General features: G+C 72.0%; 23 protein-coding genes and 1 other RNA gene. 11 read left to right on the forward strand and 13 right to left on the reverse strand.

Features of this window, described 5'->3' with window-relative positions:
- Positions 1–97 precede the first annotated feature (97 nt).
- From rnpB to ACYVOM_RS25845, 4 genes are all read right to left on the reverse strand, one after another.
- An RNA gene (rnpB, locus tag ACYVOM_RS25830) (RNase P RNA component class A) lies at positions 98–484 on the reverse strand.
- 57 nt (positions 485–541) lie between these two features.
- Positions 542–775, reverse strand: a complete 234-nt coding sequence (locus tag ACYVOM_RS25835) for a type II toxin-antitoxin system HicA family toxin (RefSeq protein ID WP_460306089.1) — start codon at positions 773–775, stop codon at positions 542–544.
- Positions 772–999, reverse strand: coding sequence for a type II toxin-antitoxin system HicB family antitoxin (locus ACYVOM_RS25840; protein WP_460306090.1), 228 nt, complete (start codon positions 997–999; stop codon positions 772–774). Before ACYVOM_RS25840 ends, ACYVOM_RS25835 begins: the two co-directional genes overlap by 4 nt.
- Positions 1,000–1,112: 113 nt before the next feature.
- Positions 1,113–2,486: an NAD(P)/FAD-dependent oxidoreductase gene (locus tag ACYVOM_RS25845; protein WP_460306091.1), complete on the reverse strand. Its 1,374-nt coding sequence runs from the start codon at positions 2,484–2,486 to the stop codon at positions 1,113–1,115.
- A 296-nt stretch (positions 2,487–2,782) separates the two neighbouring features.
- On the opposite strand from ACYVOM_RS25845, the gene ACYVOM_RS25850 reads away from it, so the two are divergent.
- The 3 genes from ACYVOM_RS25850 (at position 2,783) to ACYVOM_RS25860 (ending at position 7,779) form a co-directional block, all read left to right on the forward strand.
- Positions 2,783–3,364: a YbhB/YbcL family Raf kinase inhibitor-like protein gene (locus ACYVOM_RS25850; protein ID WP_460306092.1), complete on the forward strand. Its 582-nt coding sequence runs from the start codon at positions 2,783–2,785 to the stop codon at positions 3,362–3,364.
- Between the two features lie 179 nt (positions 3,365–3,543).
- Positions 3,544–5,463 (forward strand): hypothetical protein, encoded by a 1,920-nt coding sequence (locus ACYVOM_RS25855; RefSeq protein WP_460306093.1) that lies wholly within the window; start codon positions 3,544–3,546, stop codon positions 5,461–5,463.
- A gap of 87 nt (positions 5,464–5,550) precedes the next feature.
- Positions 5,551–7,779: a SulP family inorganic anion transporter gene (locus ACYVOM_RS25860; protein ID WP_460306094.1), complete on the forward strand. Its 2,229-nt coding sequence runs from the start codon at positions 5,551–5,553 to the stop codon at positions 7,777–7,779.
- Here ACYVOM_RS25860 and ACYVOM_RS25865 read toward each other — a convergent pair.
- The 5 genes from ACYVOM_RS25865 to ACYVOM_RS25885 all read right to left on the reverse strand — a co-directional run bounded on the left by ACYVOM_RS25865 (position 7,776) and on the right by ACYVOM_RS25885 (position 14,333).
- Positions 7,776–9,422 carry a PH domain-containing protein gene (locus ACYVOM_RS25865; protein WP_460306095.1) on the reverse strand — a complete coding sequence of 549 codons (1,647 nt, stop codon included), beginning with the start codon at positions 9,420–9,422 and terminating at the stop codon, positions 7,776–7,778. The two genes, ACYVOM_RS25860 and ACYVOM_RS25865, sit on opposite strands and share 4 nt — an antisense overlap.
- Entirely contained in the window at positions 9,419–9,913 is a 495-nt protein-coding gene (locus ACYVOM_RS25870) for a PH domain-containing protein (protein ID WP_460306096.1), read from the reverse strand. The genes ACYVOM_RS25865 and ACYVOM_RS25870 overlap by 4 nt, the downstream gene beginning before the upstream one ends.
- A gap of 60 nt (positions 9,914–9,973) precedes the next feature.
- A complete protein-coding gene (gene sepH / locus ACYVOM_RS25875; RefSeq protein WP_460306097.1) occupies positions 9,974–11,371 on the reverse strand; it encodes a septation protein SepH in 1,398 nt (465 codons plus the stop codon).
- A 412-nt stretch (positions 11,372–11,783) separates the two neighbouring features.
- Positions 11,784–13,085 (reverse strand): D-arabinono-1,4-lactone oxidase, encoded by a 1,302-nt coding sequence (locus ACYVOM_RS25880; RefSeq protein WP_460306098.1) that lies wholly within the window; start codon positions 13,083–13,085, stop codon positions 11,784–11,786.
- Between the two features lie 24 nt (positions 13,086–13,109).
- On the reverse strand, positions 13,110–14,333 hold the full coding sequence (locus ACYVOM_RS25885) for an MFS transporter (RefSeq protein WP_460306099.1): 1,224 nt from the start codon (positions 14,331–14,333) through the stop codon (positions 13,110–13,112).
- Between the two features lie 77 nt (positions 14,334–14,410).
- Here ACYVOM_RS25885 and ACYVOM_RS25890 point away from each other — a divergent pair, with 77 nt between their 5' ends.
- From ACYVOM_RS25890 to ACYVOM_RS25900, 3 genes are all read left to right on the forward strand, one after another.
- Positions 14,411–15,484: a lytic transglycosylase domain-containing protein gene (locus tag ACYVOM_RS25890; protein WP_460306100.1), complete on the forward strand. Its 1,074-nt coding sequence runs from the start codon at positions 14,411–14,413 to the stop codon at positions 15,482–15,484.
- Positions 15,485–15,543: 59 nt separating this feature from the next.
- Complete coding sequence (hemH, locus tag ACYVOM_RS25895) at positions 15,544–16,416, forward strand: ferrochelatase (protein WP_460306101.1); 873 nt, start codon at positions 15,544–15,546, stop codon at positions 16,414–16,416.
- Between the two features lie 71 nt (positions 16,417–16,487).
- A complete protein-coding gene (locus tag ACYVOM_RS25900) occupies positions 16,488–17,225 on the forward strand; it encodes an inositol monophosphatase family protein (protein WP_460306173.1) in 738 nt (245 codons plus the stop codon).
- Between the two features lie 38 nt (positions 17,226–17,263).
- Here the strand turns inward: ACYVOM_RS25900 and ACYVOM_RS25905 are convergent, their stop codons facing one another.
- Positions 17,264–17,425, reverse strand: a complete 162-nt coding sequence (locus ACYVOM_RS25905; protein WP_460306102.1) for a hypothetical protein — start codon at positions 17,423–17,425, stop codon at positions 17,264–17,266.
- A 218-nt stretch (positions 17,426–17,643) separates the two neighbouring features.
- On the opposite strand from ACYVOM_RS25905, the gene ACYVOM_RS25910 reads away from it, so the two are divergent.
- Together ACYVOM_RS25910 and ACYVOM_RS25915 are read left to right on the forward strand one after the other, a co-directional pair.
- Positions 17,644–18,297, forward strand: coding sequence for a response regulator transcription factor (locus ACYVOM_RS25910; RefSeq protein WP_460306103.1), 654 nt, complete (start codon positions 17,644–17,646; stop codon positions 18,295–18,297).
- A complete protein-coding gene (locus ACYVOM_RS25915) occupies positions 18,294–19,469 on the forward strand; it encodes a sensor histidine kinase (RefSeq protein ID WP_460306104.1) in 1,176 nt (391 codons plus the stop codon). Before ACYVOM_RS25910 ends, ACYVOM_RS25915 begins: the two co-directional genes overlap by 4 nt.
- A gap of 49 nt (positions 19,470–19,518) precedes the next feature.
- On the opposite strand, the gene ACYVOM_RS25920 is transcribed toward ACYVOM_RS25915, so the two are convergent.
- Together ACYVOM_RS25920 and ACYVOM_RS25925 are read right to left on the reverse strand one after the other, a co-directional pair.
- The gene (locus ACYVOM_RS25920) at positions 19,519–20,046 is read right to left on the reverse strand and encodes a hypothetical protein (protein WP_460306105.1); all 528 of its coding nucleotides are present in this window, start codon (positions 20,044–20,046) and stop codon (positions 19,519–19,521) included.
- A 112-nt stretch (positions 20,047–20,158) separates the two neighbouring features.
- A complete protein-coding gene (locus ACYVOM_RS25925; protein WP_460306106.1) occupies positions 20,159–22,048 on the reverse strand; it encodes a serine/threonine protein kinase in 1,890 nt (629 codons plus the stop codon).
- Positions 22,049–22,616: 568 nt separating this feature from the next.
- Between ACYVOM_RS25925 and ACYVOM_RS25930 the strand changes: the two genes are divergently transcribed.
- Both ACYVOM_RS25930 and ACYVOM_RS25935 read left to right on the forward strand, forming a co-directional pair.
- Complete coding sequence (locus tag ACYVOM_RS25930) at positions 22,617–22,913, forward strand: DUF4193 domain-containing protein (RefSeq protein WP_123668390.1); 297 nt, start codon at positions 22,617–22,619, stop codon at positions 22,911–22,913.
- A 32-nt stretch (positions 22,914–22,945) separates the two neighbouring features.
- The gene (locus tag ACYVOM_RS25935) at positions 22,946–23,797 is read left to right on the forward strand and encodes a hypothetical protein (protein ID WP_460306107.1); all 852 of its coding nucleotides are present in this window, start codon (positions 22,946–22,948) and stop codon (positions 23,795–23,797) included.
- Positions 23,798–23,845: 48 nt separating this feature from the next.
- Here the strand turns inward: ACYVOM_RS25935 and ACYVOM_RS25940 are convergent, their stop codons facing one another.
- Positions 23,846–24,157 (reverse strand): DUF4235 domain-containing protein, encoded by a 312-nt coding sequence (locus ACYVOM_RS25940; RefSeq protein WP_460306108.1) that lies wholly within the window; start codon positions 24,155–24,157, stop codon positions 23,846–23,848.
- A gap of 139 nt (positions 24,158–24,296) precedes the next feature.
- Here ACYVOM_RS25940 and valS point away from each other — a divergent pair, with 139 nt between their 5' ends.
- Positions 24,297–26,834, forward strand: a complete 2,538-nt coding sequence (gene valS / locus ACYVOM_RS25945; RefSeq protein WP_460306109.1) for a valine--tRNA ligase — start codon at positions 24,297–24,299, stop codon at positions 26,832–26,834.
- The last annotated feature ends 1 nt before the right edge of the window (position 26,835 follow it).

Below are 26,835 nucleotides of genomic sequence, written 5' to 3' on the forward strand. Positions count from 1 at the left end.
GCGCGCGGCCTCGTGGCGTGTGAACCGGGGAGTGGCGGAACCACAGCAGAACTGGGCTGGGGCCTGAGGGGAGAGCCCCCGGTAGAAGGGGCGGCGGCGGACGAGGCGGCCTGTAAGCCGGGTTCTGTTCTGGAGGGTCGTTGCCGACGTCTCCTTGGCGGTCATCCATCTTGGGGGGCCGTTGCCGACTCCCTCTAGCGACCTACCCGCGGACTCGGGCGGGCAGCCCTCGGTCATCCGCTGTCTGGTCTTGCTCCGGGTGGGGTTTACCTAGCCGCTCGGATCACTCCGGGCGCTGGTGAGCTCTTACCTCACCGTTTCACCCTTACCCTGCGCCCCAGGGGGCGCAAGGCGGTCTGTTTTCTGTGGCACTGTCCCGCGGGTCGCCCCGGGTCGGCGTTACCGACCACCCTGCCCTGTGGAGCCCGGACTTTCCTCGGCAGGAGACCCGAAAGCCCCCCGACGCGACCGCCCGGCCGGCTCGTCCGCCGTAACACCGATCTTACCCTTGCCAAAGATTCCGAACGACTCGCAAGGGCGCTCACGGAAGGGCTTCGAGGAAGTCCTGGACCGGGACGCGGGCCTGCCGCAGGATCCCGTGGATCGTGCCCGTCTTCAGGTCTTTGCGGCCGTGGTCGGGGATCGTGACGGCCCGGCCGTCGGGGTGCCTGAGTCGGACGTGGCTGCCGGACTGGCGGACTCGGACGAAGCCCAGGGTGTCGAAGGCCTTGAGTACCGCACTGGCAGGGGTCGGAGGTATGACGCGCGGGCTCATGCGCTGAGCTGGACCTCGAAGGGAATGAGAGCGGGGGTCGGGTGGAGTTGGGCCGCGAGTTCCTCGGGGGTGAGGTCTCCGAGGGTGAGTTCGACCGCCTCTTTGATCATGGCGAGGGCGTGGTCGAAGCTGTCGCCTTGGCTGGTGACGTCCAGCTCAGGGCAGTGCACCACGTAGGCGTCGCCCTCCTGCCAGATCTGCGCGGTCAGGTGCAGCTTGCTCATGGAACCCAATCTACTTGGGGTTGTACGGGGAACCCGTACAACCCCGATCTCGCGCCGGGAAACGGCGAAGGGGCACGGTCCGGGTGGACCGTGCCCCTTTCGGGTGCCGGAGGTTACTTGGCGGCGCTCTTCACGACGGGGGCGGGGCGGTCGGTGGCGGCGGCGAGGGCGAACTCCTCGAAGGGGGCCTCGATGCTGCCGAGGGAGACGGTCTCGCGCTTGAAGAAGAGGGCGAGGGTCCAGTCGGCCACGACGCGGACCTTGCGGTTGAAGGTGGGGACGCGCGACAGGTGGTAGGTGCGGTGCATGAACCAGGCGCTCAGGCCGCGCAGCTTGGTGCCGTAGACGTGCGCGACGCCCTTGTGCAGGCCGAGGCCGGCGACCGAGCCGACGTAGGCGTGGCGGTAGACCTGGAGGGCCTTGCCGCGGTAGGCGGCCACGATGTTGTCGGCGAGGACCTTGGACTGGCGGACGGCGTGCTGCGCGTTCGGCGCGCAGGTCTCGTTCCCCTCCTTGGTGAGGTCGGGGATCGCGGCGTTGTCGCCCGCGGTGAAGGCCCGGACGGTGCCCTCGATCTGGAGGAACTCGTTGCCCTTGATGCGGCCGCGCTCGTCGATGGGCAGGTCGGTCGACTTGCCGAGCGGGTTGGCCTTGGCGCCGGCGGTCCAGACCAAAGTGTTCGTCGGGAACTTCTCGCCGTCCGAGAGCTCGATGACGTTGTCGACGGCCGACTGCAGGAAGGTCTTCAGCTTGACGTCGATGCCGCGTCCGCGCAGCTGCTCGGCGGTCCACTTGCCGAGTTCGGGGCCGACCTCGGGCAGGATCCGGTCCGCGGCCTCGACCATGACCCAGCGCATGTCGTCCTGGCGCAGGTTCGGGTGCAGCTTGATCGCGTCGCGGGCCATGTCCTCCATCTCGGCCAGCGCCTCGACGCCGGCGAAGCCGCCGCCGACGACGACGAAGGTGAGCGCGCGCTTGCGCAGCTCCAGGTCGTCGGTCGAGGAGGCGATGTCGAGCTGGCCGAGGACGTGGTTGCGCAGGTGGATGGCCTCACCGATGGTCTTGAAGCCGATGCCGTTCTCGGCGAGGCCCGGGATGGGCAGGGTGCGCGAGACGGATCCGGCGGCCATGACGAGGTAGTCGTAGGTGAGCCTCTTCGGCGGGCCCTCGACGGGCTGGATGATGGCCCAGCGCTCGGCGTGGGAGAGCTCGGTGACGCGAGCGGTGACGATGTTGACCTTCGGCAGGACGCGGCGCAGCGGCACGACCACGTGGCGCGGCGAGAGGTTGCCGGCCGCGGCCTCGGGGAGGAAGGGCTGGTACGTCATGTACGACTGCGGGTCGACGATGGTGATCTCGACCTCGCCGCGCTTCAGCTCGCTCTTCAGCTTCTTCTGGAGGCGGAGCGCGGTGTACAGGCCGACATAGCCACCCCCCACGATGAGGATGTGCGGGGCGTCGGGGTTCGCGTCAGGCCTAGTGGCCATCTCAAGCTCCTAAAGAGGTGTCACCTTGTGAAGACATTCACAATGTAGCGGACTTGTCTGGTCTAGTCCAAACAAGAACCAAGGAAGTTCCTCAAAAATTTCCAAGTTGGTAAAAGTGGACCGGTCTATAGCGGTGAACTACGACACAAGTTCTCTGTATCTCAAAACCTGACCACTCTTCATGACCAACGTCACATCTCCCGTGCCCCAAGGTCCGGTGAGGCCCTAGGGTTTTGCGGGGACCGCGCGCGAGCGCGCGTGCTCGCGTACGATCTCGACCCGGGAGTGCTGATCTGATGAAGAAGACCTCGGGACGGGCCGCCGTCCTCCGCGTGGCCCTGACGTCCCTTGCTGGGGCGTCCCTGATCTCGGGCTGCGGTGTCGTGGGCAGCGGCTCGGGAAGCGGCGAGCTGGCGGAGTTCACCGTCAGCAGCCCGGCGTTCGCCGACATGAAGGATATCCCCGACCGATTCAGCTGCGCTGAGCTGGGGGGCCAGGGCAAGATCCTGCCCCTGCACTGGTCCGGCGTGCCGGAGGCGAAGGCCTTCGCCGTCGTCGTCGACGACCCGGACGCGCGCGGCGGCACGTATATTCACTGGGTGCTCGCCAACCTGGACGGGACGACCGCCGACCTCGTCGAGGGAGTGGTCCCCGACCGCGGCGTGCAGGGCCGCAACTCCGCGGGCAACGCCTCGTACCTGGCGCCCTGCCCGCCCAAGGGGGAGCGGCACAGGTTCCGTTTCACGGTCTACGCGCTGTCCTCGCCCATTCCCGAGGACGAGGTGAGCGGGCTCAAGGACTCGCTGCCCGCGATCGCCGAGCGGACCGTCGGACGCGGACGCATCACCGGATACATCGGGCTGCAGCCGGCTTCGTGAGAGTTCCCGGACCGGTGGCCAAAACGAGAGAGATCGTGTGATGGTAGGGGTGCGCGAACGGATGGGCAGGCCGCGGTGAACAGCGGTACCGGGCACGTGCGGCCGCACCGGCCGACATCGACGGGGCCGGTTCTGTGCGCCGGGCCATGGCACTGGGTGGAGCGATGATCATCGTTATTGTGGGATTGGTCGTACTGGTCGGTCTCGTCGTGGTTCTCGTCGCGCTCGGCATGCGGGCGCAGCGCGAGCGCGACGACGATGACGACTGGATGAGCGACGACCCCGGACCCCGCAAGGACGGCGAGGAAGCGGGCCCCGACCGCAGGGTCGCCGGCGCTCCGCTGTCCGCGCCCACCGCCGGCGAGCCCGGCCGAGGCGGCCGTGCCGCCGCCCGCGGCAAGGGCAAGGGCGGCGACCAGATGGGCGACGACGACTACTGGGCGACGATCACCTTCGACAAGCCCAAGTTCCCCTGGCAGAACGGGGAGGGCGCCGAGGGCAAGGCCGCCGTGCCCGATCCGCTCGACTCCGTCGCACAGCCCGAGCCGGAGCCCGTCCACGCCCAGGCCGGCCAGGACGACCAGTACGCCGACGGCTACGGCGACGGCCAGTACGCCGACCAGCAGTACGCCGACGGCTACGGCGACCAGCAGCAGTACGGCGACCAGCAGTACGCGGACCAGCCCTACGGTGATCAGCAGTACGGCGACCAGCCCTACGCCGACCAGCCCTACGCCGACCAGCAGTACGGCGACCAGCAGTACGCGGACGGCTACGGCTACGCCGACGAGACCACCACCGCCTACTACCCCGACCAGGGCGACGGCCACGGCTACGACCCCGAGCCCGCGCAGCGCCCCCTGCGGCCCGATCCGCTGGAGCCCGCGGCCGCCGACTGGCAGAACGACCCGCTGACCCGCTTCGACCAGCCCCCGGTCCGCGGTTTCGACCAGTACGAGCAGCAGCCGTACGAGCAGCAGCCCTATGAGCAGGCGCAGCCCGCCGCGGCGGCCTACGAGGCGCCGCAGCAGCGCGTCCCGCAGCCCGACCCGCTCGGCCTGCCCGACCCGTTCGCCCGTCCCGCGCCCGCGGCGCAGCGCAGCGACCCCGAGGCGACCCAGGCCTATCCGGCCTCCCCGCTCGGCAACCTCGGCACGACCACCGGCCCGCTCGGCTCCTCCTCCTACGGCGCTCCGGCGCCGCGCTCCACCGGTCCGCTGCCCACGCAGGGCACCGGCCCGCTCTCGACGGGTCCCTCGATCCCGCCGTCGCCTCCCGTGCGCTCCACGGGCCCGCTGGGCACCAACCCGCTGGGCACCAACCCGCTGGGCACCAACCCGCTGGGCACCGGCCCGCTCGGCACGGGTCCGCTGAGCACCGGCCCGGCGTCCCCGCTGGGCGGTCCGCTCGGCGGCGGCACTCCCGCGGCTCCGCTGAGCCCGCCGCTAAGCGGCGCGCCGTCCTACGGCGCCCCGGCCGACGCCCCTTCGCCGAGTGAGAACACCGACGGCAACCGGCTGCCGACCGTGGACGAGCTGCTCCAGCGGATCCAGGCCGACCGCCGCAAGGGCGACCCGCCCGGCGCGGGATCCTCCTACAGCCCGTCTCCGTCGCTGGACCCGCTGACCGATCCGCTGAACGCGGGAGACCGCGACTACGGCTCGTCCTGGACGTCGTCGGGCACCGGCGGCTCCGACACGGCCGGTTCCTCCTACGGTTCGTCCTCCTACCCCGGCTCCACCGACTACCCGACGGCTCCCGCCTACGGGGCCGACCCGAGCCCGGCGCGCTACGACGACCCGCTCGGCGGCTACCCGTCGGGCACCGCGGGCACCGGCGGCTACCCGGCGGGGTCCTCCTACGGGCAGGGCGCCGAGGGCGCCGGACGCTACGGGGACTTCTCCGGCAGCAGCTACGGCGGCTCGGAGCAGTCGGGCGGGACGGGTTCCGGTTCCTACTACCCGGGGGAGCAGCCGCCGCTCAGCGCGCCGATCGACCCCGCGCAGCAGTATCCGACCCAGCAGTACCCGACGGCCCAGTACGCCGACCAGCCTCGGCCCACCGAGGAGTGGGACGAATACCGCGACTACCGGCGCTGAACCGCGGAGGTCACCGGCGCGAATGCCCGCCGGTGACCGAGCGGCTGTGATTCGATACGGCATGTGACCTTCGAACCACAGAATGTAGTGACGCGTTTCATCGCGCCCGGCAGGGATATTCCCGCGTCGTTCGTGGTGTTCCTGGTGGCGGTCCCGCTCTCGCTCGGCATCGCCGTGGCCTCCGGGGTGCCCGTGGCGGCGGGTCTGATCGCCGCGGCGGTCGGGGGCATCATCGTCGGTCTGATCGGGGGCGCGCCGCTCCAGGTGAGCGGCCCGTCCGCCGGGATCACCGTGATCGTCGCCACGATGGTCCAGACCTACGGGTGGCAGGCCACGTGCGCCGTCACCATCGGTGCGGGCCTGCTCCAGATAGGGCTCGGCGCCTGCCGGGTCGCCCGGACCGCGCTGGCGGTGTCGCCCGCGGTCATGTACGGCATGCTCGGCGGAATCGGCGCGGTGATCGTGCTGTCGCAGCTGCACATCGTGCTCGGCGGCAGTCCGCAGCACTCGCCGATCGCGAACCTGATGGACCTGCCGCGGCAGATCGGCGAGAACCGCTCGGCGGCGGTGCTGATCGGCGTGCTGACCGTGGTGGTGCTGCTGGTCTGGGAGCGGCTGCCGTTCCGCAGGGTGCCGGCGCCGCTCGTCGCCATCGCGGTGGCCACGCTCGCGGCCTGGGCGGGCGGGCTCGACGTCCCGCGCGTCGACTTCCCCGACGCGATCTTCGCCGGCTGGCGCGCCCCGGAGATGCCCGACGCCCCGCTGCCCGACCTCGTCGGCGCGGTCGTCGCCGTCGCGCTGGTCGCGAGCGTGGAGTCGCTGCTGTGCGCGGTCCTGATGGACCGCACCCGGCCGGTCGGGGTGGGGCGCAGCGATCTGGACCGCGAGATGATGGGCCAGGGCGTGGGCAACTGCGTGTCCGGCTTCCTCGGCGGCCTTCCGATCTCCGGCGTGGTCGTGCGCTCGACGGCCAACGTCCGGGCGGGCGCGCTCACCCGCGCCTCGACCGTCCTGCACGGGGTGTGGGTGGTGGGCCTGTCGGTGTCGGGCGCGCTGCTCCTGGAGCAGATCCCGCTGTCCGCGCTCGCCGCGCTGCTCGTGGCGCTCGGCCTGCGCATGATGGATCCCTCGCCGCTGAAGGGCGTACGGGCGCACCGCGAGACCTGGATCTACTGGCTGACCTTCGCGGGCGTGATCGTCCTCGGCCTCGGCGAGGGCGTGCTGCTGGGGATGGCCCTGGGGGCCTGCCTGGCGCTGCGGCGGCTGACGCGGGTGCTGCTGCGCACCGAGCAGCGCGAGGGCAAGTGGCATGTGGTGGTCGCCGGATCCCTGACGTTCCTCAGCGTGCCCAAGCTGAACGCCGCCCTCGCCGACATCCCGCCGGGCGTCCAGGTGGACCTCGACCTCGACGTCGATTTCATGGACAACGCGGCCTTCGACACGATCCACACCTGGCGTGTCTCCCACGAGAGGCAGGGAGGTAGGGTCGATATCGATGAGATACACGAGTCTTGGTATGAAAACGCTATGACAGGTGAAGCTGCACCCAAGGACAAGTCGTCCGGTGGCGTCCGCTGGTGGGCGCCCTGGTCGCGGCGTGAGCGCGGTCCCCTGCAGGACCTCGACGACGCGTCACCGCGCGAGATCCTCCTGGCGGGCGTCCGGGAGTACCACGGGCGGACCGCGCGTCTCGTGCGCCCCATCATGGCCGAGCTGGCCATGGCCCAGACCCCTGACCATCTCTTCATCACGTGCGTCGACTCCCGGGTGGTGCCCAATCTGATCACCTCCAGCGGGCCCGGCGACCTCTTCATCAACCGCAACGTCGGCAACCTCGTGCCGCGCTACGGCTCGCGGGTGTCCGACGACTCGGTGATGGCCACCGTGGAGTACGCGACCTCGGTCCTCAGCGTGAAGACGATCACCGTCTGCGGGCACTCCAACTGCGGCGCGATGGCCGGTGTGCTGGCGGGCGGCAGCGAGGTGGAGCACCTGCCGCAGCTGTCGAACTGGCTGAAGCACGCCAACTACAGCCTCGACAGGTTCCTGCACGAGCCGGAGGGCGAGGCCTCGGTGAGCCCGCTCACCCGGCTGTGCCAGGCCAATGTCGTGCAGCAGCTCGACAACCTGCTCAGCTACCCGTGGCTGAAGCGCCGCGTCGATCTGGGCGAGGTCGAGCTGGTCGGGATGTACCTGGACCTGGAGACCGCCCAGGTCCACATCCTCGACCCCGAGCAGGGGTCGTTCCTCGCGGTGCCCGATGAGGTGCCCGCCGAGGACGGCGACGGCCAGCGCGCGCCCGAGGCCACCGCCTAGCCCGCAGCCCCCAGCGAGTCTGCAGAGCCCCCGGACCACCGGCCCGGGGGCTCTTCGGCGCCCTGGGACGCCGACGCCTCCTGAACGAGCTGAGGGGCCCCGGGGGACCCCTCTCGGACGAGGAAGGGCTCGACCCACGCGGGGGTGACGGACCGGGCGAACGCCACGGCCTCGGCGGCGTCGGCGTCGATGATCGCGTAGCCGCCCTCGCCCGCGCCGACGGCGGCCGTCAGCGTGGCGACGCCGCCGCGCCGCTGGAAGACGCTCTGGCGCAGCTTCCACGCGACGACGGCCCGGTTCTCGATGATCTCCTGGTGCCGGACGAGGGATCCGGACCTGACCGACAGCAGCCGCCCGTCGGTGGAGTGGCCGAGCTGGCGGTACCTGTCGAGGCCGAGTGGGACGGCCAGGGCCGTCGCGACGGCGCAGAGCGCGGCGAGCCACGGATGCCCGGTCCAGGCGGCGAGCGCGGTGAGGGCCAGCGGCGGCCACACCGCCCGGCTGATCCGCCGGGTGCGGGCCGCCGGGGGATGCGCGGCCATCGGCGCGGTGAACGGCCCGGCGAGCCGCTCGACGACGCGGTCGGCGACCTGGCGGGGCGCGGTCGGAAGGAGCCGCCCGCGCTGCTCGGCGTCGCCGAGGCCGGTGACGAGCGCGGTCAGCCGCACGACGCCGAGGGCCCGCTCCAGCGGATTGTCGCGCAGCTCCACCCCCCGGATGCGGCGCCGTTCCAGGGTGACGCTGCGCCGGGTGACGAGCCCGCGCTCGGCGAGCAGCGCGCCCCGCCCGCCCGCGCCCAGCCCGTCCTCCTGCCCGTCCTCCGCGCCGGGCACGGACCTGAGCTGGAAGTCCCAGTTGAACCAGGCGAACACCAGCACCGACGCCAGCGGCATCGCCAGCACGAACAGCAGCAGCACGACGACGGCCAGCACGGGGGACAACCCGAGGACCCGGTCGCCGAGATGGCTGAGGGTGCCCTTGGAGATCAGGCCGACCTCGCTGCTGAGGTTGTAGAGGGTGCCGAGGACGCTTCCGGCGAGGGCGAAGGGCGTCAGCAGGTAGGCGCCGCTCAGCGGGGCGTACCAGTACCACGACGGCTCGGAGCGGGCGATCACCTCCGGCGTCGGCCCGCCCCGGGTGGCGGGGCTCCGGCGCAGCAGCTGCGCCCTCAGCCGCTCGGCCTCCTTGCGCCCGACGCCGTCCAGGACGCCCTCGTCGCCGCCGGCCGCCGCGTCGATCCGGACGACGGCGAGGCCGAGGAGCCGGTGCGTGGGGCTCGCGTTGATGTCGACGCCGCGGATCCGCTCCAGCGGGATCGTCTTCACCGACCGGCCGATGAGCTGGTGGCGCAGCTCCAGGCGGTCGGGGTACAGGGTGTAGGTGAACGACCACCAGCGCACGGCCTGGTGCAGCAGGCCCATGCCGAGGGCGGCGAGGGTGAAGTAGACGGCGACGTTGAAGCCGCTGATCAGCAGCCCGCTGACCGCCACGACGAGCAGCGCGGCGAGTTCGCGCAGCGCCGAGGCGACGCAGCTCACCGGGCTGAGCCGGCGGACGTCGGGCGCGGTGGATCCCGTGGGCTCCGGCGCGGTCGCGGGGAGGCCGTCGCCCTCGGCGGAGGGGGGCCGCCCCTCGATGATCATGTGGCGTCGTCCCGCAGGTCGTGGGCGCGCCGGGCGAGCTGCTCGGCCAGCGCGGTGGCGGTGCCGACGGGCAGCCCGGTGAGCTCGGAGGAGCCTTCGTGCGACGCCGTGGTGACCTTGAGCGTGGCGAGGTCGAGCAGCCGCTCCAGCCAGCTCTGCACGGCGTCGACGGTCTGGATCCGGCTGACCGGCACCAGCAGCCACTCGCGGCTGAGCCACCCTGCCGTGGTGTACACCACGTCGGAGCTGACCTCCCAGCGGTGCACCCGGTAGCGCCAGGGCGGGATGACCAGGACGGCCAGTGCGCTGAGCACGCCGACCGTCCACGGCAGCCAGTGGGGCTGGAAGTTCCAGCGCGCGCCGGTCGTCCACGCGGTGAAGCCGTAGGCAACGCCGGTCAGCACCGCGCCGCCGATCAGCAGATCGGCGGCCCACTTGATCACTGCCCGGCCGGAGACCCGGTGCGCGGGCGGCCTCAGCCGCGTTGTCACGATCTCACCCTATGCGCCGGTGCGCGGTAAGAGCGTGGCACGTGCCGCGGGCCGCGCCGCCTAATCGGGGCGGCGGGCGCCGAACATGATCTCGTCCCAGGAGGGGACGCTCGCCCGGCGGTTGCGGGCGGGGCGCTTGCGCGGCCGGGGCTCCGGCTTGGGCGCGGCGGCGGCCGCCGCGGGCACCGGCGCGGGCTTCGGCATCTTCACCGGCACCGGCACGGGCTCCGGCTCCGGCGCGGGCTCTGCCGCGACGGGCTGGGGCTCGGGCGCGGGCGGCGCCACGGGCGCGGCCGGCTCGGGCACGGAAGCGGTGATCGGCTCTTGCGGCACGGTGGCCTCCTCGACGGCGACGGTCTCCGGCTCAGCCTGCTGAGCGGAAGTCGTGATCGGGGAGTCCTCCGGGGCGGGCCGCTCCGCGGCCAGGGGGGACGGCCGGGGGTCGGCCGGGGGCGCGGGGTTGTCGGACGCGGGGTTCTCGGACCTGGGGCTCGCGGACGCGGGGTCCTCTTCGGGGGAGGGGGCGACGGGCTGCGCGGGGGCGGCGTCGGCGGTGGCGGTCTCCTCGTGCGGGGCGGACGGGGCGGGAGTCTCCGGCGTGGTGGGCGCGGTGGGCGCGGTCGCGTCCAGGAGGGCGCCGAGCGCGTCGAGGTCGGGCAGGTCGGCGGTGCGCACCTCGCGCTGGAACCGCTCGGGGGTGAAGGGCTCGGGCGACAGGGGAGGGGTGGGAATCGAGGGCAGCGCGTCGGCGAGATCGGGTCGCTGGCTGAACGGCGCGGGCACCGGGCGCCCCGCCGGGAACTCGCGCCGGTGGTCGGAGACGATCTTCATCGCGGGACGGCGCAGCGGCGTGACGATGTCGGCGGGCTGGTCCGGCTCCTCCTCGCCGAGGTGGATGAGCCGCGCGGCCTCGTCGTCGAGGGAGCGCACGACGCGGCGGCGCGGGTCGAACTTCCACTCGGCGGCGTGCGGACGGCCGGCGTCGTAGAAGGACAGCCGGATCTGCCAGGTGTTGTCCTCGCACTTCCAGGCGTCCCACGTGACCTCTTCGAGGTCGGCGCCGCGACGGCCGAGGCGCTCTTCGACGAGTTCGCCGAGCGGGGGTCCGGGGGTGGGCTCACCCGGGGTGCGCACGACGCAGCGCTGGGCCTGCTGCGCCATGTACTCGCGCTCCTGAAGGACCGGGCCCTCGAACCACCGGACGCGTTCCACGGGAATGCCGGCGGACTCGGCGATCTCCTCCGCCGTCTCCCCCGCGCGAATGCGGGTCTGGATCTCCTTGGGGCGCAAAGGGCTCTCCACTTCGATCTCGAACTGACCGAGTCGGGAGAAGTGCCCACGGACGGCGGCGCGGAGCCGATCGTCCACGGGCAGGGTGAACCGGGTGCCCCGGCCGGCGGTGGCCAGCACGAGGTACGAACCGTCCTCGCTCACCGCCACGAGGCGCAGCTCCTGCATGCGTGTCCTTCCCAGCCTTGTCCCGGGCCCTGACGCCGTCGGTTGCGACAGCGGGCGCATGCGTCCCTTCCCCCGGATGCCCCGCGCGCGTCACCGCCCGGAGCGTTCCCAGTGTCTCGTCAGGGACACATCCGCTGCCAGCACCGTACCCGGCATGTCCGAACATCGTCGCTCCGATTCGTCCGGTGTGCTAGTGCTCGCGGGTCCTCCGGTTGCGCGGTGTCACCCGGAGTGCAGGACAAAGCCGTTCTTCTCCCGCGGCTAGCTTGCCTTGCGCGGGGCCGTCGCGGGGCACGGCTGCGGGTTTCTTGTGCATCCTTTTCCCTGGCGGGAGGCCCGTGGGCCACCCGGCCAGGCGGATGCGGGTGGTCTGCGGCGAATGTTCCGGGTGGCCTCCGCGACCGGAGCGCCGTTACGCTCCGAACACGCGCTGCGTGTAGGCGTTGCGGAACAGGCGGTCGGGGTCGAGCTCGTCACGCAGCTTCGTGAAGTCGCCGAAGCGCGGGTAGACGGTCTCCAGGTAGGCGGCGTCGCGGGTGTGCATCTTGCCCCAGTGCGGGCGGCCGCCGAGGGCGGTCAGGATCTCCTCGACGCCCTCGAAGTACGCCTCGTGGTCGTTGCGGTGGTAGACGTGCACCGCGATGAAGGCGGTGCGCCGCCCGTGCGCCATGGACAGCCACGCGTCCTCGGCGGGCAGCACCCGGACCTCGATGGGGAAGCTGATCCGCCAGCCGTGCCGGTCGAACGCGGCGCGGATCTCGCGCAGCGCCGGGACGAGGTGCTCGCGCGGGATCGCGTACTCCTGCTCCTTGAACCTGACGGCGCGGGAGCTGGTGAAGACCTCGTGCGAGGTGTCGGTGAAGGTGCGCGCACCGAGCAGCTTGGCGGAGATGCCGTTGATCGGGCCGATCGTGGCGGGCACCCGGCGGGTGAGGCCCTGGGCGACGCCGAACACCTTGTTGGAGATGAACTCGTCGTCGAGCCACGCCTTGAACTTCGGCAGCGGCTCGCGCGGGCCGTCGACCCGGTTGTTGCGCTTGGTCAGGCAGCCCTCGCTGTGCGGGAACCAGTAGAACTCGAAGTGCTCGTTGTCGGCTTCGAGTTCGTCGACGCGGGCCAGGACCTCGTCCCACGCCATCGGCTCCTCCTGAGCGCGCAGGAGGAACGCCGGGACGGTCTGCCAGGTGATGGCGGTGACGATGCCGAGCGCGCCGAGGCCGACGCGGGCGGCGTCGAACAGGTCGGGCCGCTCGGCGCGCGAGCAGGTGACGACGGACCCGTCGGCGAGGACGAGTTCGAGCCCGGCGATCTGGGAGGCGAGGCCCGCGTGGTCGCGGCCGGTGCCGTGGGTGCCGGTCTGGCTGGCCCCGGCGATGGTCTGCTCCTGGATGTCGCCCATGTTGGCCAGCGCGAGGCCGTGCTCGGTGAGGATCTGGTTGAGCCGCCACAGGGGCAGTCCTGCCTCGGCGGTGACGAGGCCGGTGGCGGTGTCGATGGACCGCACGCCGGTGAGGCCGGACGGGCGCAGCATCACGCCGTCCGCGAGGGCCGCTCCGGTGAAGGAGTGGCCGGTGCCGGGCATGCGGACCGCCAGGCCGTCGGAGGCCGCCGCGCGGACGGCCGCCGCGACCTCCTCGGTCGAGCGGGGAGTGACGACGCGGGTGGGGACGACCGCATGGTTGCCCGCCCAGTTGCGCCAGGTTTCCACAGACATGGAAGGGAGGGTAGCGGTCACCGATTATGAAGAAACTTCGCGTTTGCTGTCTTTATCAAAACGTGACGTGTATTTCAGCCGCCTCACGGCGGCCAGGCCGAGCAGCGCGCCCATGATCCCCACCCCGAGGGAGAAGCCGAACGCGGGGCCGGAGCCGTGCGCGTCTATGATCGCGCCGGCCGCCGACGCGCCGCCCGCGACGCCCAGGCCCACGGCGGTCGAGCCCCAGGTCATCCCCTCGTTGAGCTGCCGCTCCGGCACCAGGCGCTCCAGCACCCCGTAGGCCGGGATGATCGTCGGAGAGATCGCCAGCCCGGCGAAGAAGATCACCACCATCATCAGAGGCAGGCTCTTCACCAGGGTGATCGGCACCAGGCCCAGCGCGAACAGCAGGAGGCCCAGCCGGAAGCGCCGCGCGAGCGGCCAGTCCCAGGTCCGCGCGCCGTACCAGAGGCCGGCGAGGCAGCTGCCCGCCGCGAAGCACGCGAGCACGAGCCCGGCCATGCCCCTGCTGCCCTGCTCCTCGGCGAAGGCGATCACGGCGACCTCGACCGCCCCGAACACCACGCCGAGCGCGAGGAAGACCAGGGCCATGCCCGGCATCCCCGGGTAGGTGATGGCGGCGCGCCCGCCCCGCCGCGCGGGCGAGGCCGGAGGCTGGGTGCGGTGCTGGGCGGCGAAGGCCAGGCCCCCGGCGAAGGTGAAGATCCCCGCCGCGATCAGGCCGCCGGCCGGGATCACCGCGGTGGCCAGCAGGGTCGCCAGGGTCGGGCCGGTGATGAAGACCACCTCGTCCAGGACGGACTCCATCGCGAAAGCCGTCCCGAGCGGCGGCTTCGCCCGCGCCGCCAGCAGATGCGACCAGCGGGCCCGGACCAGCGCCCCCATCGACGGCGAGGTGACGCCGACCAGGACGCCGGTCGCGAACAGGCTCCACGAGGGCGCGCCGAGCTGGGCGCAGAGGATCAGGGCGGTCATCGCCACCGCGTTCGCCGCGACCAGCGGCGCGAGGACGCGGCGCTGGCCGTGCCGGTCGATCAGCCGCGCGACCATCGGTGAGGCGACCGCGTACGCGATCTGCGTCGTCGCCGAGACCGCGCCGGCCAGCGTGTAGCCGCCGCCGGTGCCCCGGACCATGAGCACGATGCCGATCCCCAGCATCGCCATGGCCATGCGTCCCACGAGCGCCGCGGGCACGAACGACCGCGCGCCGGGCACGTCGAACAGCGCCCGGTACGGATTCGCCATGACTTTCACCCCCGAGTCGGCAACCGTACCGGGCGTCCGAAAATGCCCGCGGTCGCCTCCGGCGCTAGCCTTCTCAGGTGCGCAAAGACCACCTGGTGACCGCCGTGGCCTCCGTCGCCGTACTCGCCGTGACGGCCGTCGCCGTATGGGCGGCGATCCGGCTGGGCGCGGTGGACCAGCCCGCTCCCGCCTCAGTCCCGGCAGCGGGGCCCGCGCAGGTGAGCGCCGCGCCCGTCGTCGCGCCGCTGGAGCGGGTCGTGGTGCCTGACGTGCTGGCGGTCGTGCCCGCGGGGGCGAGCGCGGACCAGATCGGGCGGATCGGGAAGATCGCCAAGGTGGCCGACGTGATCACCGCGTCGGGCGGGGCGATCACGCTGGAGGGCAAGACCGTCGACGTCCTCGCGGTGGACCCGTCGGCGTTCCGGTCCTGGACGCCGCCCGTCACCGCGCAGAGCCAGGAGCTGTGGACGGCGCTGGCGGGCGGCAGGTTCGTCGCGGCCTCCGAGGCGGCCGAGGACCTCGGGCTGAGTCTCGGCGCGACCTACCGGCTCGCCGGGGGCGAGGCGCCCTCCGCCGTGCTGGGCGGCACCGCGCCGCTCGGCCTGCCCGGCGTGGACGTCCTGGTCCCGCCGGAGACCGGGACGCGGATGGGGCTCGTGCCTTCCGTCGCCGTCCTGGTGAACGCGCCGGGCGTCAAGCCCGCGACGCTGGTGAAGAAGGTCCGCGCGGTGCTCGGCAAGAAGGCCGAAGTGGCGAACCTGCACACTTCGGGCGGCGGCACGGCCGGCAGCTACCTCGACCTGTACAAGGACGCGGCGACGAGGTGCCCGGGCCTGTCCTGGACGGTCCTCGCCGCGATCGGCCAGGTCGAGAGCGACCACGGCAAGAACGTCGGCCCGTCCAGCGCGGGCGCGCTCGGCCCGATGCAGTTCATGCCCGCGACCTGGAAGACCTACGGCGTCGACGGCAACGGCGACGGCGCGGCCGACATCATGAACCCCTACGACGCCATCCCCGCCGCGGCGAAGTACCTGTGCGCGGCCGGCGCCCAGCGCGACCTCTACAAGGCCGTCTACGCCTACAACCACGCCGACTGGTACGTGCAGGAGGTGCTCGCCCTGGCGAACGCCTACGCCAAGCAGTTCGCCTAGCCCGGCGGGCCGGGCGCGGCCGGTCCCCCCGATCCGGGGAGGTCTCATAGGCTGATCCCATGGACGCGTTGCTGCTGGTCTCCTTCGGCGGCCCGGAGGGCCCCGAGGACGTCATGCCCTTCCTGGAGAACGTCACGCGGGGGCGGAACATCCCACGCGAACGGCTGGAGTCGGTCGCCGAGCACTACCACCTCTTCGGCGGCGTCAGCCCGATCAACGGCCACTGCCGCGCGCTGAAGGCCGAGATCGAGAAGCTGGTCGACGTCCCCGTCTACTGGGGCAACCGGAACTGGGCGCCCTACCTCGCCGACACCGTCGCGCGGATGAAGGCCGACGGGATCGCCTCGGCCGCGGCGTTCGTCACCTCCGCCTACAGCGGCTACTCCTCCTCCGGCCAGTACCAGGAGGACATCGACCGCGCCCGGGAGGCGGTGCCCGGAGCGCCCGAGATCACCAAGCTGCCGGCCTACTGCCTGGAGCCCGGCTTCGTCGGCGCGTTCACCGAGGCGACCGGGAAGGCGCTCGCCCAGCTTCCCGGGGCGCGGCTGGTCTTCACCGCGCACAGCGTGCCGCTGGCCCAGCCGGGCCGCGCGGACTACGAGGCGGAACTGCACGAGGTCGCCCGCCGCGTCCACGCGGCCTCCGGCGCGTCGGGCGGCTTCGACCTCGTCTACCAGAGCCGTAGCGGTCCGCCGAGCCAGCCGTGGCTGGAGCCCGACGTCCTGGACCACCTGCGGGTCCTGCAGGAGCGCGGCGTCACCGACGTGGTGCTCGTCCCGATCGGCTTCGTGTCCGACCACATGGAGGTCCTCTACGACCTCGACGTGGAGGCCCGCGACCTCGCCGCCGAGCTGGGCCTGAGTCTGGTCCGCGCGGCCACCCCGGGCACCGCGCTCGCGCCCCTCGCCCGCGACCTGTTCGAAAGGCTCTGACCGTGACCGCGCACCCCGATCACACGGCCCTGCTCGACCTCGCCGCCGCCACCGCCCGCGAGACCGGCCGGATGCTCGTCGACAAGCGCCCGCCGGGCGGCCCCGACGTGGTCGCCACCAAGTCCAGCGCCACCGACGTCGTCACCCAGATGGACCAGGCCGCCGAGCGCCTCATCCGCGAGCGGATCGGCGCGGCCCGGCCGGGCGACGCGTTCCTCGGCGAGGAGGAGGGCGACACCGTCGGCTCCACCGGCGTGCGCTGGGTCGTCGACCCGATCGACGGGACCGTCAACTACCTCTACGACCTGCCGGACTGGGCGGTGAGCATCGCCGCCGAGGTCGACGGGACCGCCGTCGCGGGCGTCGTGGAGGTGCCGCGGCGCGGCTGGACCTTCACCGCGGTCCTCGGGGGAGGCGCCTTCCTCAACGGCGAGCCGATCCGCTGCACCGCGGAGACGGAGCTCCAGCGGGCGCTGATCGCGACGGGATTCGGCTACGCGGCCGAGCGGCGCGCCGCCCAGGCGCGGGTGCTGTCCGGGGTGCTGCCGAATGTCCGGGACATCCGCCGCAACGGGGCCGCGGCGATCGACCTGTGCCAGGTCGCGGCGGGAAGGCTGGACGGGTACTACGAGCGCGGCGTGCACGCCTGGGACATCGCCGCGGGAAGTCTGATCGTCACCGAGGCCGGCGGGAAGGTCGGCGGCCTCCGGGGTGCCCCCGCGGGGAACGAGCTGACGATCGCGGCCGGTGCCGAGCTGTTCGGCCCGCTGCACGATCTTCTCGCGCCGCTCGACCCCGCGAGGGACTGACTCCTCCTGGGAGCAGAGCGCTCTCCGGGAGCCCGCGGCTAACGGGTGGGGAGGTCGTGGGCGTCGGCGATGCGCCGCAACTCGTCGATCTCCGACTGGCGCAGGTCTGCGAGGTAGGCGTCGCCGTCCCTCGTGGCGGCCTGAAGGGAGGCGTAGGCCTCTTTGAGCCGCTGCTGGATCGTCTCGTTCAACTCGCGCATGGGCATGGTCCTTCCGGGTCAGATCCCCCCTACCCCCGGGCAAGACTGGTCTAAACCTTTACCTATAGAGAATTTCAATGTTGGCCACCGTGCCGTCACCTGCGCGGTGATCGTCCGGCCCTTACCGGTCGCTTACCGGTTCTGTGGCATAACGGAAGGGTCGCGGACCCGCGAACGCGGTGCTCAACAGCCGCGGTGGGGGAAAAGAGGAGCCGAGGGTGCGAGTTCTGGTCGTCGAGGACGAACGGGTCATGGCCGACGCGATCGCCACGGGACTGCGCCGTGAGGCGATGGCCGTCGACATCGCCTATGACGGCGCGGGCGCGCTGGAGCGCGCCGGGATCAACGAGTACGACGTGATCGTGCTCGACCGCGACCTGCCGAAGGTGCACGGCGACGACGTGTGCCGCACCCTCACCGCGCAGCGCTACCCGGCGCGGATCCTGATGCTGACCGCGGCGGGCGAGCTGGAGGACAAGGTGGCCGGGCTCAACCTCGGCGCCGACGACTACCTGCCCAAGCCGTTCGCGTTCAAGGAGCTGATCGCCCGGGTGCGCGCGCTCGGCCGCCGGGTCGCCACCCCGGTGCCGCCGGTCCTGTCCCGGGCCGGGATCGAGCTCGACGCCGGTCGCTTCACGGTGACCCGCGACGGCCACCCGATCGAGCTGACCCGCAAGGAGTTCGCCGTCCTGGAGGTGCTGATGGCGGCCGACGGCGTCGTGGTCAGCTCCGAGCAGCTCCTGGAGAAGGCCTGGGACGAGCACATCGACCCGTTCACCAACGTGGTGCGCGTCACCATGATGACCCTGCGCAAGAAACTGGGCGACCCGCCCGTCATCGAGACCGTCCCGGGCGTGGGGTACCGGCTGTGACCTCCCCGAAGACCCTCCTGAAGGACCTGCGGGAACTCCCCAGGCGCGTCAGCGTCAGGCTGCGGCTCACCCTTCTGTACGGTGTGCTGTTCTTCTTCGCGGGCTGCCTGCTCATGGCCGTCACCTACGTGTTCGTCGGCCAGTCGTTCAGCGACGTCCTCCGGCCGGGGAGCGACCTGACCTACCGGGCCAAGGACGGGTTCTCCTACACCGTCCCGGTCGACGACCTGCGCAACGGCATGCTGGGCCAGCTCGTCAAGCGGATGATGTTCGCGCTGTTCGGGGTCAGCCTGATGGCCCTCGTCCTCGGCTACATCGTCGCCGACCGGGCGCTCGCCCCGCTGCACGAGATCACCGCGGCGGCGCGGCGGCTGTCGGAGAGCACCCTGCACGAGCGGATCGCGCTGGAGGGCCCCGAGGACGAGATCAAGGAGCTCGCCGACACGTTCGACGCGATGCTCGCGAGGCTCAGCGAGGCCTTCGACTCGCAGCGGAGGTTCGTCGCCAACGCCTCGCACGAGCTGCGCACCCCGCTGGCGATCAACCGGACCCTCCTGGAGGTCGCGCTGACCGACCCCGAGGTGTCCCCGGACATGATGACCGTCGGCAAGACGCTGCTGGCCACCAACGCCAGGCACGAGCGGCTCATCGAGGGCCTGCTGCTGCTGGCGCGCAGCGAACGGGAGCTGACCACCCGCAAGACCGTGGACCTGAAGGACGTCGCCGAGACGGTCCTGGACTCCGTCCGCAAACGGCCCGAGGCCGAACGCCCGGACGTCGCCCTGCACACCGAGCTGACCTCGGCCGACACCGTCGGCGACCCCGTGCTGCTGGAGCACCTGATCGCCAACCTCGTCGACAACGCGCTCAAGCACAACGTCGAGGGCGGCGAGATGTTCCTGCGCACCGGGGTGCTGGACGGCGCCGCGGCCTGCCAGGTGGAGAACTCGGGGCCGGCGATCCCCGCCTACGAGATCGACCGGCTCTTCGAGCCATTCCGGCGGCTCAACAGCGACCGGATCGAGTCGGCCAAGGGCGCGGGGCTCGGCCTGTCCATCGTGCGCTCGGTGGTCACCGCGCACAAGGGCACCGTGGTGGCGAGCCCGCGGACGGGCGGCGGCCTCATCGTCACCGTGCGGCTGCCGCTCCAGCCGCAGCCTCCGGCGCGCTGACCGGTCGGTGCGGCAGGTCGGTCCGGCCGCGCCGCGGTCGTCCGGCGGGTCAGGCCGCCGCGCCGGCCTGGCGCTTGAGCTCGCCGATGGCGTTGTGGTCGTCGTCGACGTCGGCGGCCGACTGGTTGAAGTAGTTCTTGTAGTAGAGGCCGTCGTTCGAGCCGCCGCTGTTGTCGGGCTTGGGGAACAGCGTCGTGTACGACAGGGCGTCGCAGACCGATGAGCCCTGGGTGTCGGTGATGTTCTCCTGCACGACCGACTTGAACTCGGCCTCGGGCGTGTGGTGCAGGAACGTCAGGGTGCCCGTGCAGGAGAACGCGCTGGACGCGCCCGGCTCGTTGGTGATCTTGATCTCGGCCGTGGGGGAGCCCTCGGCGATCACCACGGACACGGTGTACTTCATCGAGGTCGGCTTGATCCGGATGACCTCGCCGGTCCAGACGCCCGCGTAGGCCTCCTCGAAGCCCCCGGCGGACGGCGTCGGCGTCCCGCCTCCGTCCTGCTCGTCCCGGGACACCAGGACGAGCAGGACGGCGGCGAGCACGACGATGACGGCGACGGCGGAGCCCAGCACCACGACGGCAGGGGACACCCCCCGCCTGGGCGGCGGCCCCGGGAACGGGGGAGGGGTGCCGTACGGAGCCTGTCCAGGGGGCGGAGGGTACACGCGGAGTCCTTTTGGCGGGGGCCTACTGACGGGTCAGCGTACCGATGAAGACGTAGTCGCCACCGCCGTCGTCGGCGGCGGCCTGGGTGGCGAACTTGGTGAGGAACATCTCCGTGCCGTTGTCCTTGGGGAACAGCTCGTTGTACGTCTCGCCGAAGCACTCGGCGCCGCTCTTCGAGGTGATGGTCTCGCGCGCGACGGTCTTCCACACCGAGTCGTTCGGGTGGTGCACGAACGTGATGGTGCCGCCGCACGACCAGGCGCTGTTGTCCTCGTTCGTGCCGCTGTAGGTGATCTCCCCGGTGGTGGAGCCCTCGGCGATGACCAGCCGGACGTTGTAGCTCGCGCTGGGCTTGATCTGGGTGACCTTGCCCGTCCAGGTGCCGGCGTAGTCCTCGCAGAAGGAGGTGTCGCCGTCTTCGCCGCAGTCGACGTCACCGGTGGAGGTGCCGGTGCTGTCGTCGGTGTCCTCCGGCGTGGGGTCGTCGGTGCCCGGGTCGAGCGGGGCGCTGGAGGGCGGCTGGACCGTCGTGGTCGGCTCGTCGTCGGACTGCTGGGCCACGATGCCGATCGCGATGGCCAGCAGCAGGATGATGATGACCGAGCCGGCGATCGCGGCGATCACCGCGGTGCTCGACCTGCGCGGCGGCGGGCCGGTGAACGGCGGCGCGGGCGGGAAGCCCTGCTGCGGGTAGCCCCCCTGCTGAGGGGCGTAGGGCTGCTGGACCTGCGGGTACTGCGGAGGCGGCGTGTACGGGCCGCCCTGCTGGGGGTAGCCCATCGGCGGCTGCGGCGGCTGCGGCGGCTGCTGAGGGGGAGCCTGCTGGAGGCCGGGCTGGAAGGCCGACTGCTGGAAGCCGGGCTGCTGGAGCGGTGGCGGCGTCGCCGGGCCCGGCTGGGCGCTGATCGCGCCGTGCGGCGGCGCGAAGGGCGGCGAGCTGGGCTGGCCGGGTGCGGCCGCGTAGGGCTGCGCCGGGGAGGAGAACGGCGCCGGGGTCGGCGTGCGCGGGGGCGGCGGGGCCGGGAGCTGCGCGGCGATCCGGGTGCCCTGGTTCAGCAGCTCCTCGCGCTGGGTGGCCGAGGCGGGCGCGGCGCCGGACTGGGGCACCAGTTCGAGCAGGGCGTCCAGGGCCGACGGGCGCTGGAGCGCGTCCTTGGCGAGGCACCGGGCGATCAACGGGCGCAGCTCCTCCGGTAGACCGGAGAGGTTCGGCTCCTCGTTGAGGATCCGGTTGATGATCACCGGCAGCGTCTCGGCCTCGAAGGGCGACTGGCCGGTGGCGGCGAACACCATGGTGGCGCCGAAGGCGAAGATGTCGACCGCGGGCTGCAGCGGCGCCCCGGTGAGCTGCTCGGGCGCCAGGTAGCCGGGGGTGCCGACGACCATGCCGGTCGCGGTGACCGCGCTCTCCTGGGAGTTGACGGTCCGGGCGATGCCGAAGTCGACGACCCGCGGGCCGTCGGAGGCGATCAGCACGTTGTTGGGCTTGAAGTCGCGGTGCACGATGCCGACCTCGTGGATCGCCGCGAGGGCGGTCAGCATGCCGATGGCCAGGAGCTTCAACTCCTGTTCGGGCCGCGGGCCGCCCTGGGCGACCAACTCGTGCAGCGACGGACCCTCGATGTACTCGCTCACCACGTAGGGGGAGTCGCCGTCGACCTGCGCCTCGATGATCCGCGCGGTGCAGAACGGCTCGACCTTCTGCGCGGCGGCCACCTCGCGGACGAACCTGGCTCGCGCCTGAGGGTCGGCGTTCATCTGGGCGTGCAGCAGCTTGATCGCGACGAACTGGCCCTCGCCGGCGCGGCCCAGGAAGACGGCGCCCTGCCCTCCGGCTCCGAGGCGTCCGAGCACCTCATAGGATCCGAGCGCGGTCGGGTCACCCTGCTCCAATGGAGCGTACTTCGGCATGCGACCCCTCCCAGGTCAGCTCTTCCCCACGCGCGGCGGCGGCGGCGATTGCGGCGACGATATCGCGTGAGTCAGAACTATGAGATCTCTCTGTACTTCTGGTCCTTTGCCGGGGGTAGGACAGGGGGGTCGGGGCCGAGGCTCCGATCCGCCGCACCGGTCCCCGGGCGCCGTTCCACTGGTCTCCGATGGCCGGAACGTGGGTGTTGTTCGCCACAAAGAGTGATTCGCAGGGAGTTTTTCCCCGTGGATGGTCACGTCGTGACTCATGGACCCGTTCTTCCCAGGTATGATCCCGCCCGCGGTGGGCGCAGCAGGTGGGGACCATCCGCAGCCGCCGACCGTTCTTCCGGACGGGAGCCGGGCGGAAGCGCCCGTGCCGTCAGCGCCCATCGGAGTGGCGGTAGCGGCATGTGTGTCGGAGGTCGCAAACCGTGACAGAATTTCCCGCCCGGATCGGGCACAAGAACGGCGTCCCGTGCGTTACTTCCGCGCGACGGGGTGCATATAGAGGACTACGGAGCCTCCGGGCGGGAGCCCGGTAAGGCCAAGAGGGGGATGGAGAGAGATGGCCACCGACTACGACAGCCCGCGCAAGACCGACGACGACCTCGGCGAGGACAGCCTCCAGGAGCTCCAGGCCCGGCGGACCGACAAGTCCGCGGGGATCATCGACGAGGACCTGGACGCCGGCGAGGTCGCGGAGCTTCCGGGCGCGGACCTGTCGAACGAGGAACTGTCGTTCAAGGTCGTGCCCAAGCAGGCCGACGAGTTCACGTGCAGCAGCTGCTTCCTGGTGCACCACCGCAGCCAGCTCGCCAAGGAGAAGAACGGCGAGCCGGTCTGCACGGAGTGCGCGGCCTGACGGCTGCTCCGAGCAGGGAGGAGAAGACCGGGATGACCAGCGAGGGCGACCATCCCGAACCCCGGCAGGGGGACGAAGAACACGAGATCGGCGAGCTCGTCGGTCGCCTGTCCGGCACGGAGGAGCTGGACAAGGCGACCCGAGGGCGTCTGCTCGGACGGCTCGCCCAGCTCTTGGGCACCAGCGCCAGGCGCGCGGGCGTCAGAGGGCTGGCGGGCGGGCGCTGGCTCGCCGACGTGTTCACAGGCATCGCCCCCCGTATTCCGATACGCGACCTGGAGACCCTGCGGGCGCACCACCCGGGGCTGAGCGCCGAGGCGCTGGCCGACGAGCTGGTGCGCGGCGCGGTCAACCGGACGACGGCGGTGGGCGCGGCGGGCGGCGCGCTCGCCGCGGTGCAGTTCACCGCGCCGCCCCTGCTGCTGACCGTCCCGGCCCAGATCGTCGCCGAGACCCTCGTCGTGGCGGCGATCGAGACCAAGATGATCGCCGAGCTCCACGAGGCGCACGGGATCCAGATCCAGGGCGGGACCACCGAGCGCACCATGACGTACGCGCTGGCCTGGGCCAAGCAGCGCGGCGTCAACCCGATGGACTCCGGCTCGCTCAGCGTCGGGCTGGGCGGCGCGGCCAAGGCCGCGCTGCGCAAACGCATGATGGGCGTGCTGGGGCGGCACATGACGACCCTGGGGCCGTTCCTCACCGGGGCGGTCGCCGGGGGGACGCTCAACCGGGCGGCCACGAAGAAGCTCGCCGAGAAGGTCAGGGACGACCTGGCCCGCTACGGCACCCTCCCGAAGGGCGCGCCGGGACACGACCCGCACAAACACCTGGGCGGAGGACATCCCCAACTGCCGCCGCCCGGGCCCCCTCCGCAGGACTAGGAGCGCGCGGGTACGGGCGGCACACCCCGTCCCCGCGCGTACCTCGCGTCAGCGCAGTTCGTCCTTGAGCTCTTCCTTCAGCTTCACCAGGTGGGCGGGCAGCGACCCCGTGGTGTGCTCCCACTGCTTGACCGCCAGCCGGGTGACCAGCACCCGGGTGACCTCCATGCCCACGCCGATGAGCACGGCCCAGCCGAGCGCCTCGGCGAGGCTGACGTCCGGCGACTCGGGGCTGACGGGCGGCTTGCGCCCGGTCCCCTTGCGCCAGACCAGTTCCAGTGACTTGCGCGCGGCAAGTCCGCCGACCATCCCCGTGATGCCGGCGAAGACCTTCCAGCCGACATCGGGCTTCTGCGCCATCGTCGCCCCTTCCTCGCTCGTACGGCGCGCCCGCTCTGTGCGGCGCACCGGTGGACCCGACGCTATCGCGATCGCGCCTCCGGCCCCAGAGCGGCGATAACTGCGCGCCTTCTTCGCCGGGCATCCCTATCCTTGGCGGATGACCGAGACGCCACGCACCCGCGCCATCCCCGAAAGGGCCACCCTCGACGGCCTGGAGGACAAGTGGGTAGCCGTCTGGGACCGCGAGGGCACCTACGCCTTCGACCGGACCAAGGACCGCGCGCAGGTCTACTCGATCGACACGCCGCCCCCGACCGTCAGCGGCTCCCTGCACGTCGGGCACGTCTTCTCCTACACGCACACCGACACCGTCGCGCGGTTCCAGCGGATGCGCGGCAAGGAGGTGTTCTACCCGATCGGCTGGGACGACAACGGCCTGCCGACCGAGCGGCGCGTGCAGAACCACTTCGGGGTGCGCTGCGACCCGTCGCTGCCCTACGACCCTTCGTTCGAGCCGCCGGACAAGCCCGGCAAGAACCAGATCCCGGTCAGCCGCCGGAACTTCATCGAGCTGTGCGAGCGGCTGACGGAGGTGGACGAGAAGGCGTTCGAGGAGATGTGGCGCCGGGTGGGCCTGTCCGTCGACTGGAGCCACCTGTACACCACGATCGGTGCCCGGGCTCGGGCCGCGTCCCAGCGGGCCTTCCTGCGCAATCTGGCGCGCGGGGAGGCCTATCTGTCGGAGGCGCCGACCCTCTGGGACGTCACCTTCCGGACCGCGGTCGCCCAGGCCGAGCTGGAGAACCGGGATCAGCCCGGCGCCTTCCACCGGCTGGCCTTCCGCGGGCCCGACGGGCCCCTGCACGTCGAGACGACCCGGCCCGAGCTGCTGCCCGCCTGCGTCGCGCTGGTCGCGCACCCCGACGACGCCCGGTACCGCGCGCTGTTCGGCAGGCCGGCGCGCACGCCGCTGTTCGACGTCGAGGTGCCGATCCTGGCGCATCGGCTCGCGGATCCCGAGAAGGGCTCCGGCCTGGTCATGGTCTGCACGTTCGGCGACACCACCGACGTGGTGTGGTGGCGCGAGCTCGACCTGCCGATCCGGGCCGTCGTCGGGCGGGACGGGCGGATCGCGCCCGAGGCCCCCGCGGGCGTCCCCGCCGAGCCGTACGCGGAACTGGCCGGCCGGACCCTGCACGGCGCGCGCGAGCGGATCGTGGAGATGCTGCGCGCCTCCGGCGACCTCGACGGCGACCCCAAGCCCGTGACGCGGCCCGTGAGCTTCTACGAGAAGGGCAGCAGGCCGCTGGAGATCGTCACGACCCGCCAGTGGTACGTCCGCAACGGAGGCCGCGACGAGCACCTGCGCGGCAGGTTCGTCGAGGCGGGCCGGAAGATCTCCTGGCACCCCGCCTACATGCGCGCCCGCTACGAGAACTGGGTCGAGGGCCTGAACGGCGACTGGCTGGTGTCGCGCCAGCGCTTCTTCGGGGTCCCGATCCCCGTCTGGTACCCGCTGGACGCCGCCGGGGAGCCCCGCTACGACGCGCCGCTCGTGCCCGCCGAGGAACTGCTCCCGGTGGACCCGTCGACCGACGTCCCCGAGGGCTACGCCGCCGAGCAGCGGGACGTGCCGGGAGGCTTCACCGCGGACCCCGACATCTTCGACACCTGGGCGACCTCCTCGCTCACCCCCGAGATCGCGGGCCGCTGGATCGACGACCCCGACCTCTTCGCCCGCGTCTTCCCGTTCGACCTGCGCCCGCAGGCGCACGACATCATCCGCACCTGGCTGTTCTCCACGGTCGTGCGCAGCGAGCTGGAGTTCGGCGAGCTGCCGTGGACGAACGCCGCGCTGTCCGGCTGGATCCTCGACCCGGACCGCAAGAAGATGTCCAAGTCCGTCGGCAACGTCGTCACGCCGCTCGGGCTGCTCCAGCAGTTCGGCTCCGACGCCGTCCGGTACTGGGCGGCCAACGGCAGGCCCGGCACGGACACCGCGTTCGACACCGCCCAGATCAAGGTCGGCCGCCGGCTCGCGACCAAGGTGCTGAACGCCTCGAAGTTCGTGCTCGGGCTGCCCGGCGAGGCCGACCCGCAGGGGGAGGGCGCGGCGCTCACGGAGCTGGACCGCGCGATGCTCACCGGGCTCGCCGAGGTCGTCGCCGAGGCGACCGCGGCGTTCGAGGACTACGACTACACGCGGGCCCTGAACGTCACCGAGCGGTTCTTCTGGCAGTTCTGCGACGACTACCTGGAGCTGGTCAAGCAGCGCGCCTACGGCGAGGGTCCCGCGTCGGCCGCCGCGCGCTCGGCCCTGCGGACCGCGCTCGACACCCTGCTGCGCCTGTTCGCCCCGTTCCTGCCCTTCGCCACCGAAGAGGTCTGGTCGTGGTGGAAGGACGGCTCGGTGCACCGCGCCCCGTGGCCCGAGCCGGACGCGCCGGGCGGCGACGTGCGGGTGCTCACCGCGACGGCCGAGGCGCTGTCCCAGGTCCGCAAGGCCAAGTCGACGGCCGGCGCCTCGATGCGCGCCGAGGTCGCGGGCGCGGTCCTGCGCGGCGCGGACGCGGCCCTGGTCGCCCGCGCCGACCTCGCCGCCGCGGGCGTCATCGCCCACCTCACCGTCGCTGAGGACACCGCCGAGGGCGTGACGGCCGAGGTCGTGCTCGCCCAGGGCCCCGACGTTTCCTAGA

Source organism: Actinocorallia aurea (assembly GCF_054783995.1).

Coding starts and splice junctions, on each gene's coding strand:
- ACYVOM_RS25935 (WP_460306107.1), top strand. CDS start 22,946: ATGACCAGCGAGGGCGACCATCCCGAACCCCGGCAGGGGGACGAAGAA.
- ACYVOM_RS25850 (WP_460306092.1), top strand. CDS start 2,783: ATGAAGAAGACCTCGGGACGGGCCGCCGTCCTCCGCGTGGCCCTGACG.
- ACYVOM_RS25925 (WP_460306106.1), bottom strand. CDS start 22,048: ATGCCGAAGTACGCTCCATTGGAGCAGGGTGACCCGACCGCGCTCGGA.
- hemH (WP_460306101.1), top strand. CDS start 15,544: ATGGACGCGTTGCTGCTGGTCTCCTTCGGCGGCCCGGAGGGCCCCGAG.
- ACYVOM_RS25835 (WP_460306089.1), bottom strand. CDS start 775: ATGAGCCCGCGCGTCATACCTCCGACCCCTGCCAGTGCGGTACTCAAG.
- sepH (WP_460306097.1), bottom strand. CDS start 11,371: ATGCAGGAGCTGCGCCTCGTGGCGGTGAGCGAGGACGGTTCGTACCTC.
- ACYVOM_RS25840 (WP_460306090.1), bottom strand. CDS start 999: ATGAGCAAGCTGCACCTGACCGCGCAGATCTGGCAGGAGGGCGACGCC.
- ACYVOM_RS25865 (WP_460306095.1), bottom strand. CDS start 9,422: ATGATCATCGAGGGGCGGCCCCCCTCCGCCGAGGGCGACGGCCTCCCC.
- ACYVOM_RS25880 (WP_460306098.1), bottom strand. CDS start 13,085: ATGTCTGTGGAAACCTGGCGCAACTGGGCGGGCAACCATGCGGTCGTC.
- ACYVOM_RS25905 (WP_460306102.1), bottom strand. CDS start 17,425: ATGCGCGAGTTGAACGAGACGATCCAGCAGCGGCTCAAAGAGGCCTAC.
- ACYVOM_RS25845 (WP_460306091.1), bottom strand. CDS start 2,486: ATGGCCACTAGGCCTGACGCGAACCCCGACGCCCCGCACATCCTCATC.
- valS (WP_460306109.1), top strand. CDS start 24,297: ATGACCGAGACGCCACGCACCCGCGCCATCCCCGAAAGGGCCACCCTC.
- ACYVOM_RS25885 (WP_460306099.1), bottom strand. CDS start 14,333: ATGGCGAATCCGTACCGGGCGCTGTTCGACGTGCCCGGCGCGCGGTCG.
- ACYVOM_RS25930 (WP_123668390.1), top strand. CDS start 22,617: ATGGCCACCGACTACGACAGCCCGCGCAAGACCGACGACGACCTCGGC.
- ACYVOM_RS25940 (WP_460306108.1), bottom strand. CDS start 24,157: ATGGCGCAGAAGCCCGATGTCGGCTGGAAGGTCTTCGCCGGCATCACG.
- ACYVOM_RS25900 (WP_460306173.1), top strand. CDS start 16,488: ATGCTCGTCGACAAGCGCCCGCCGGGCGGCCCCGACGTGGTCGCCACC.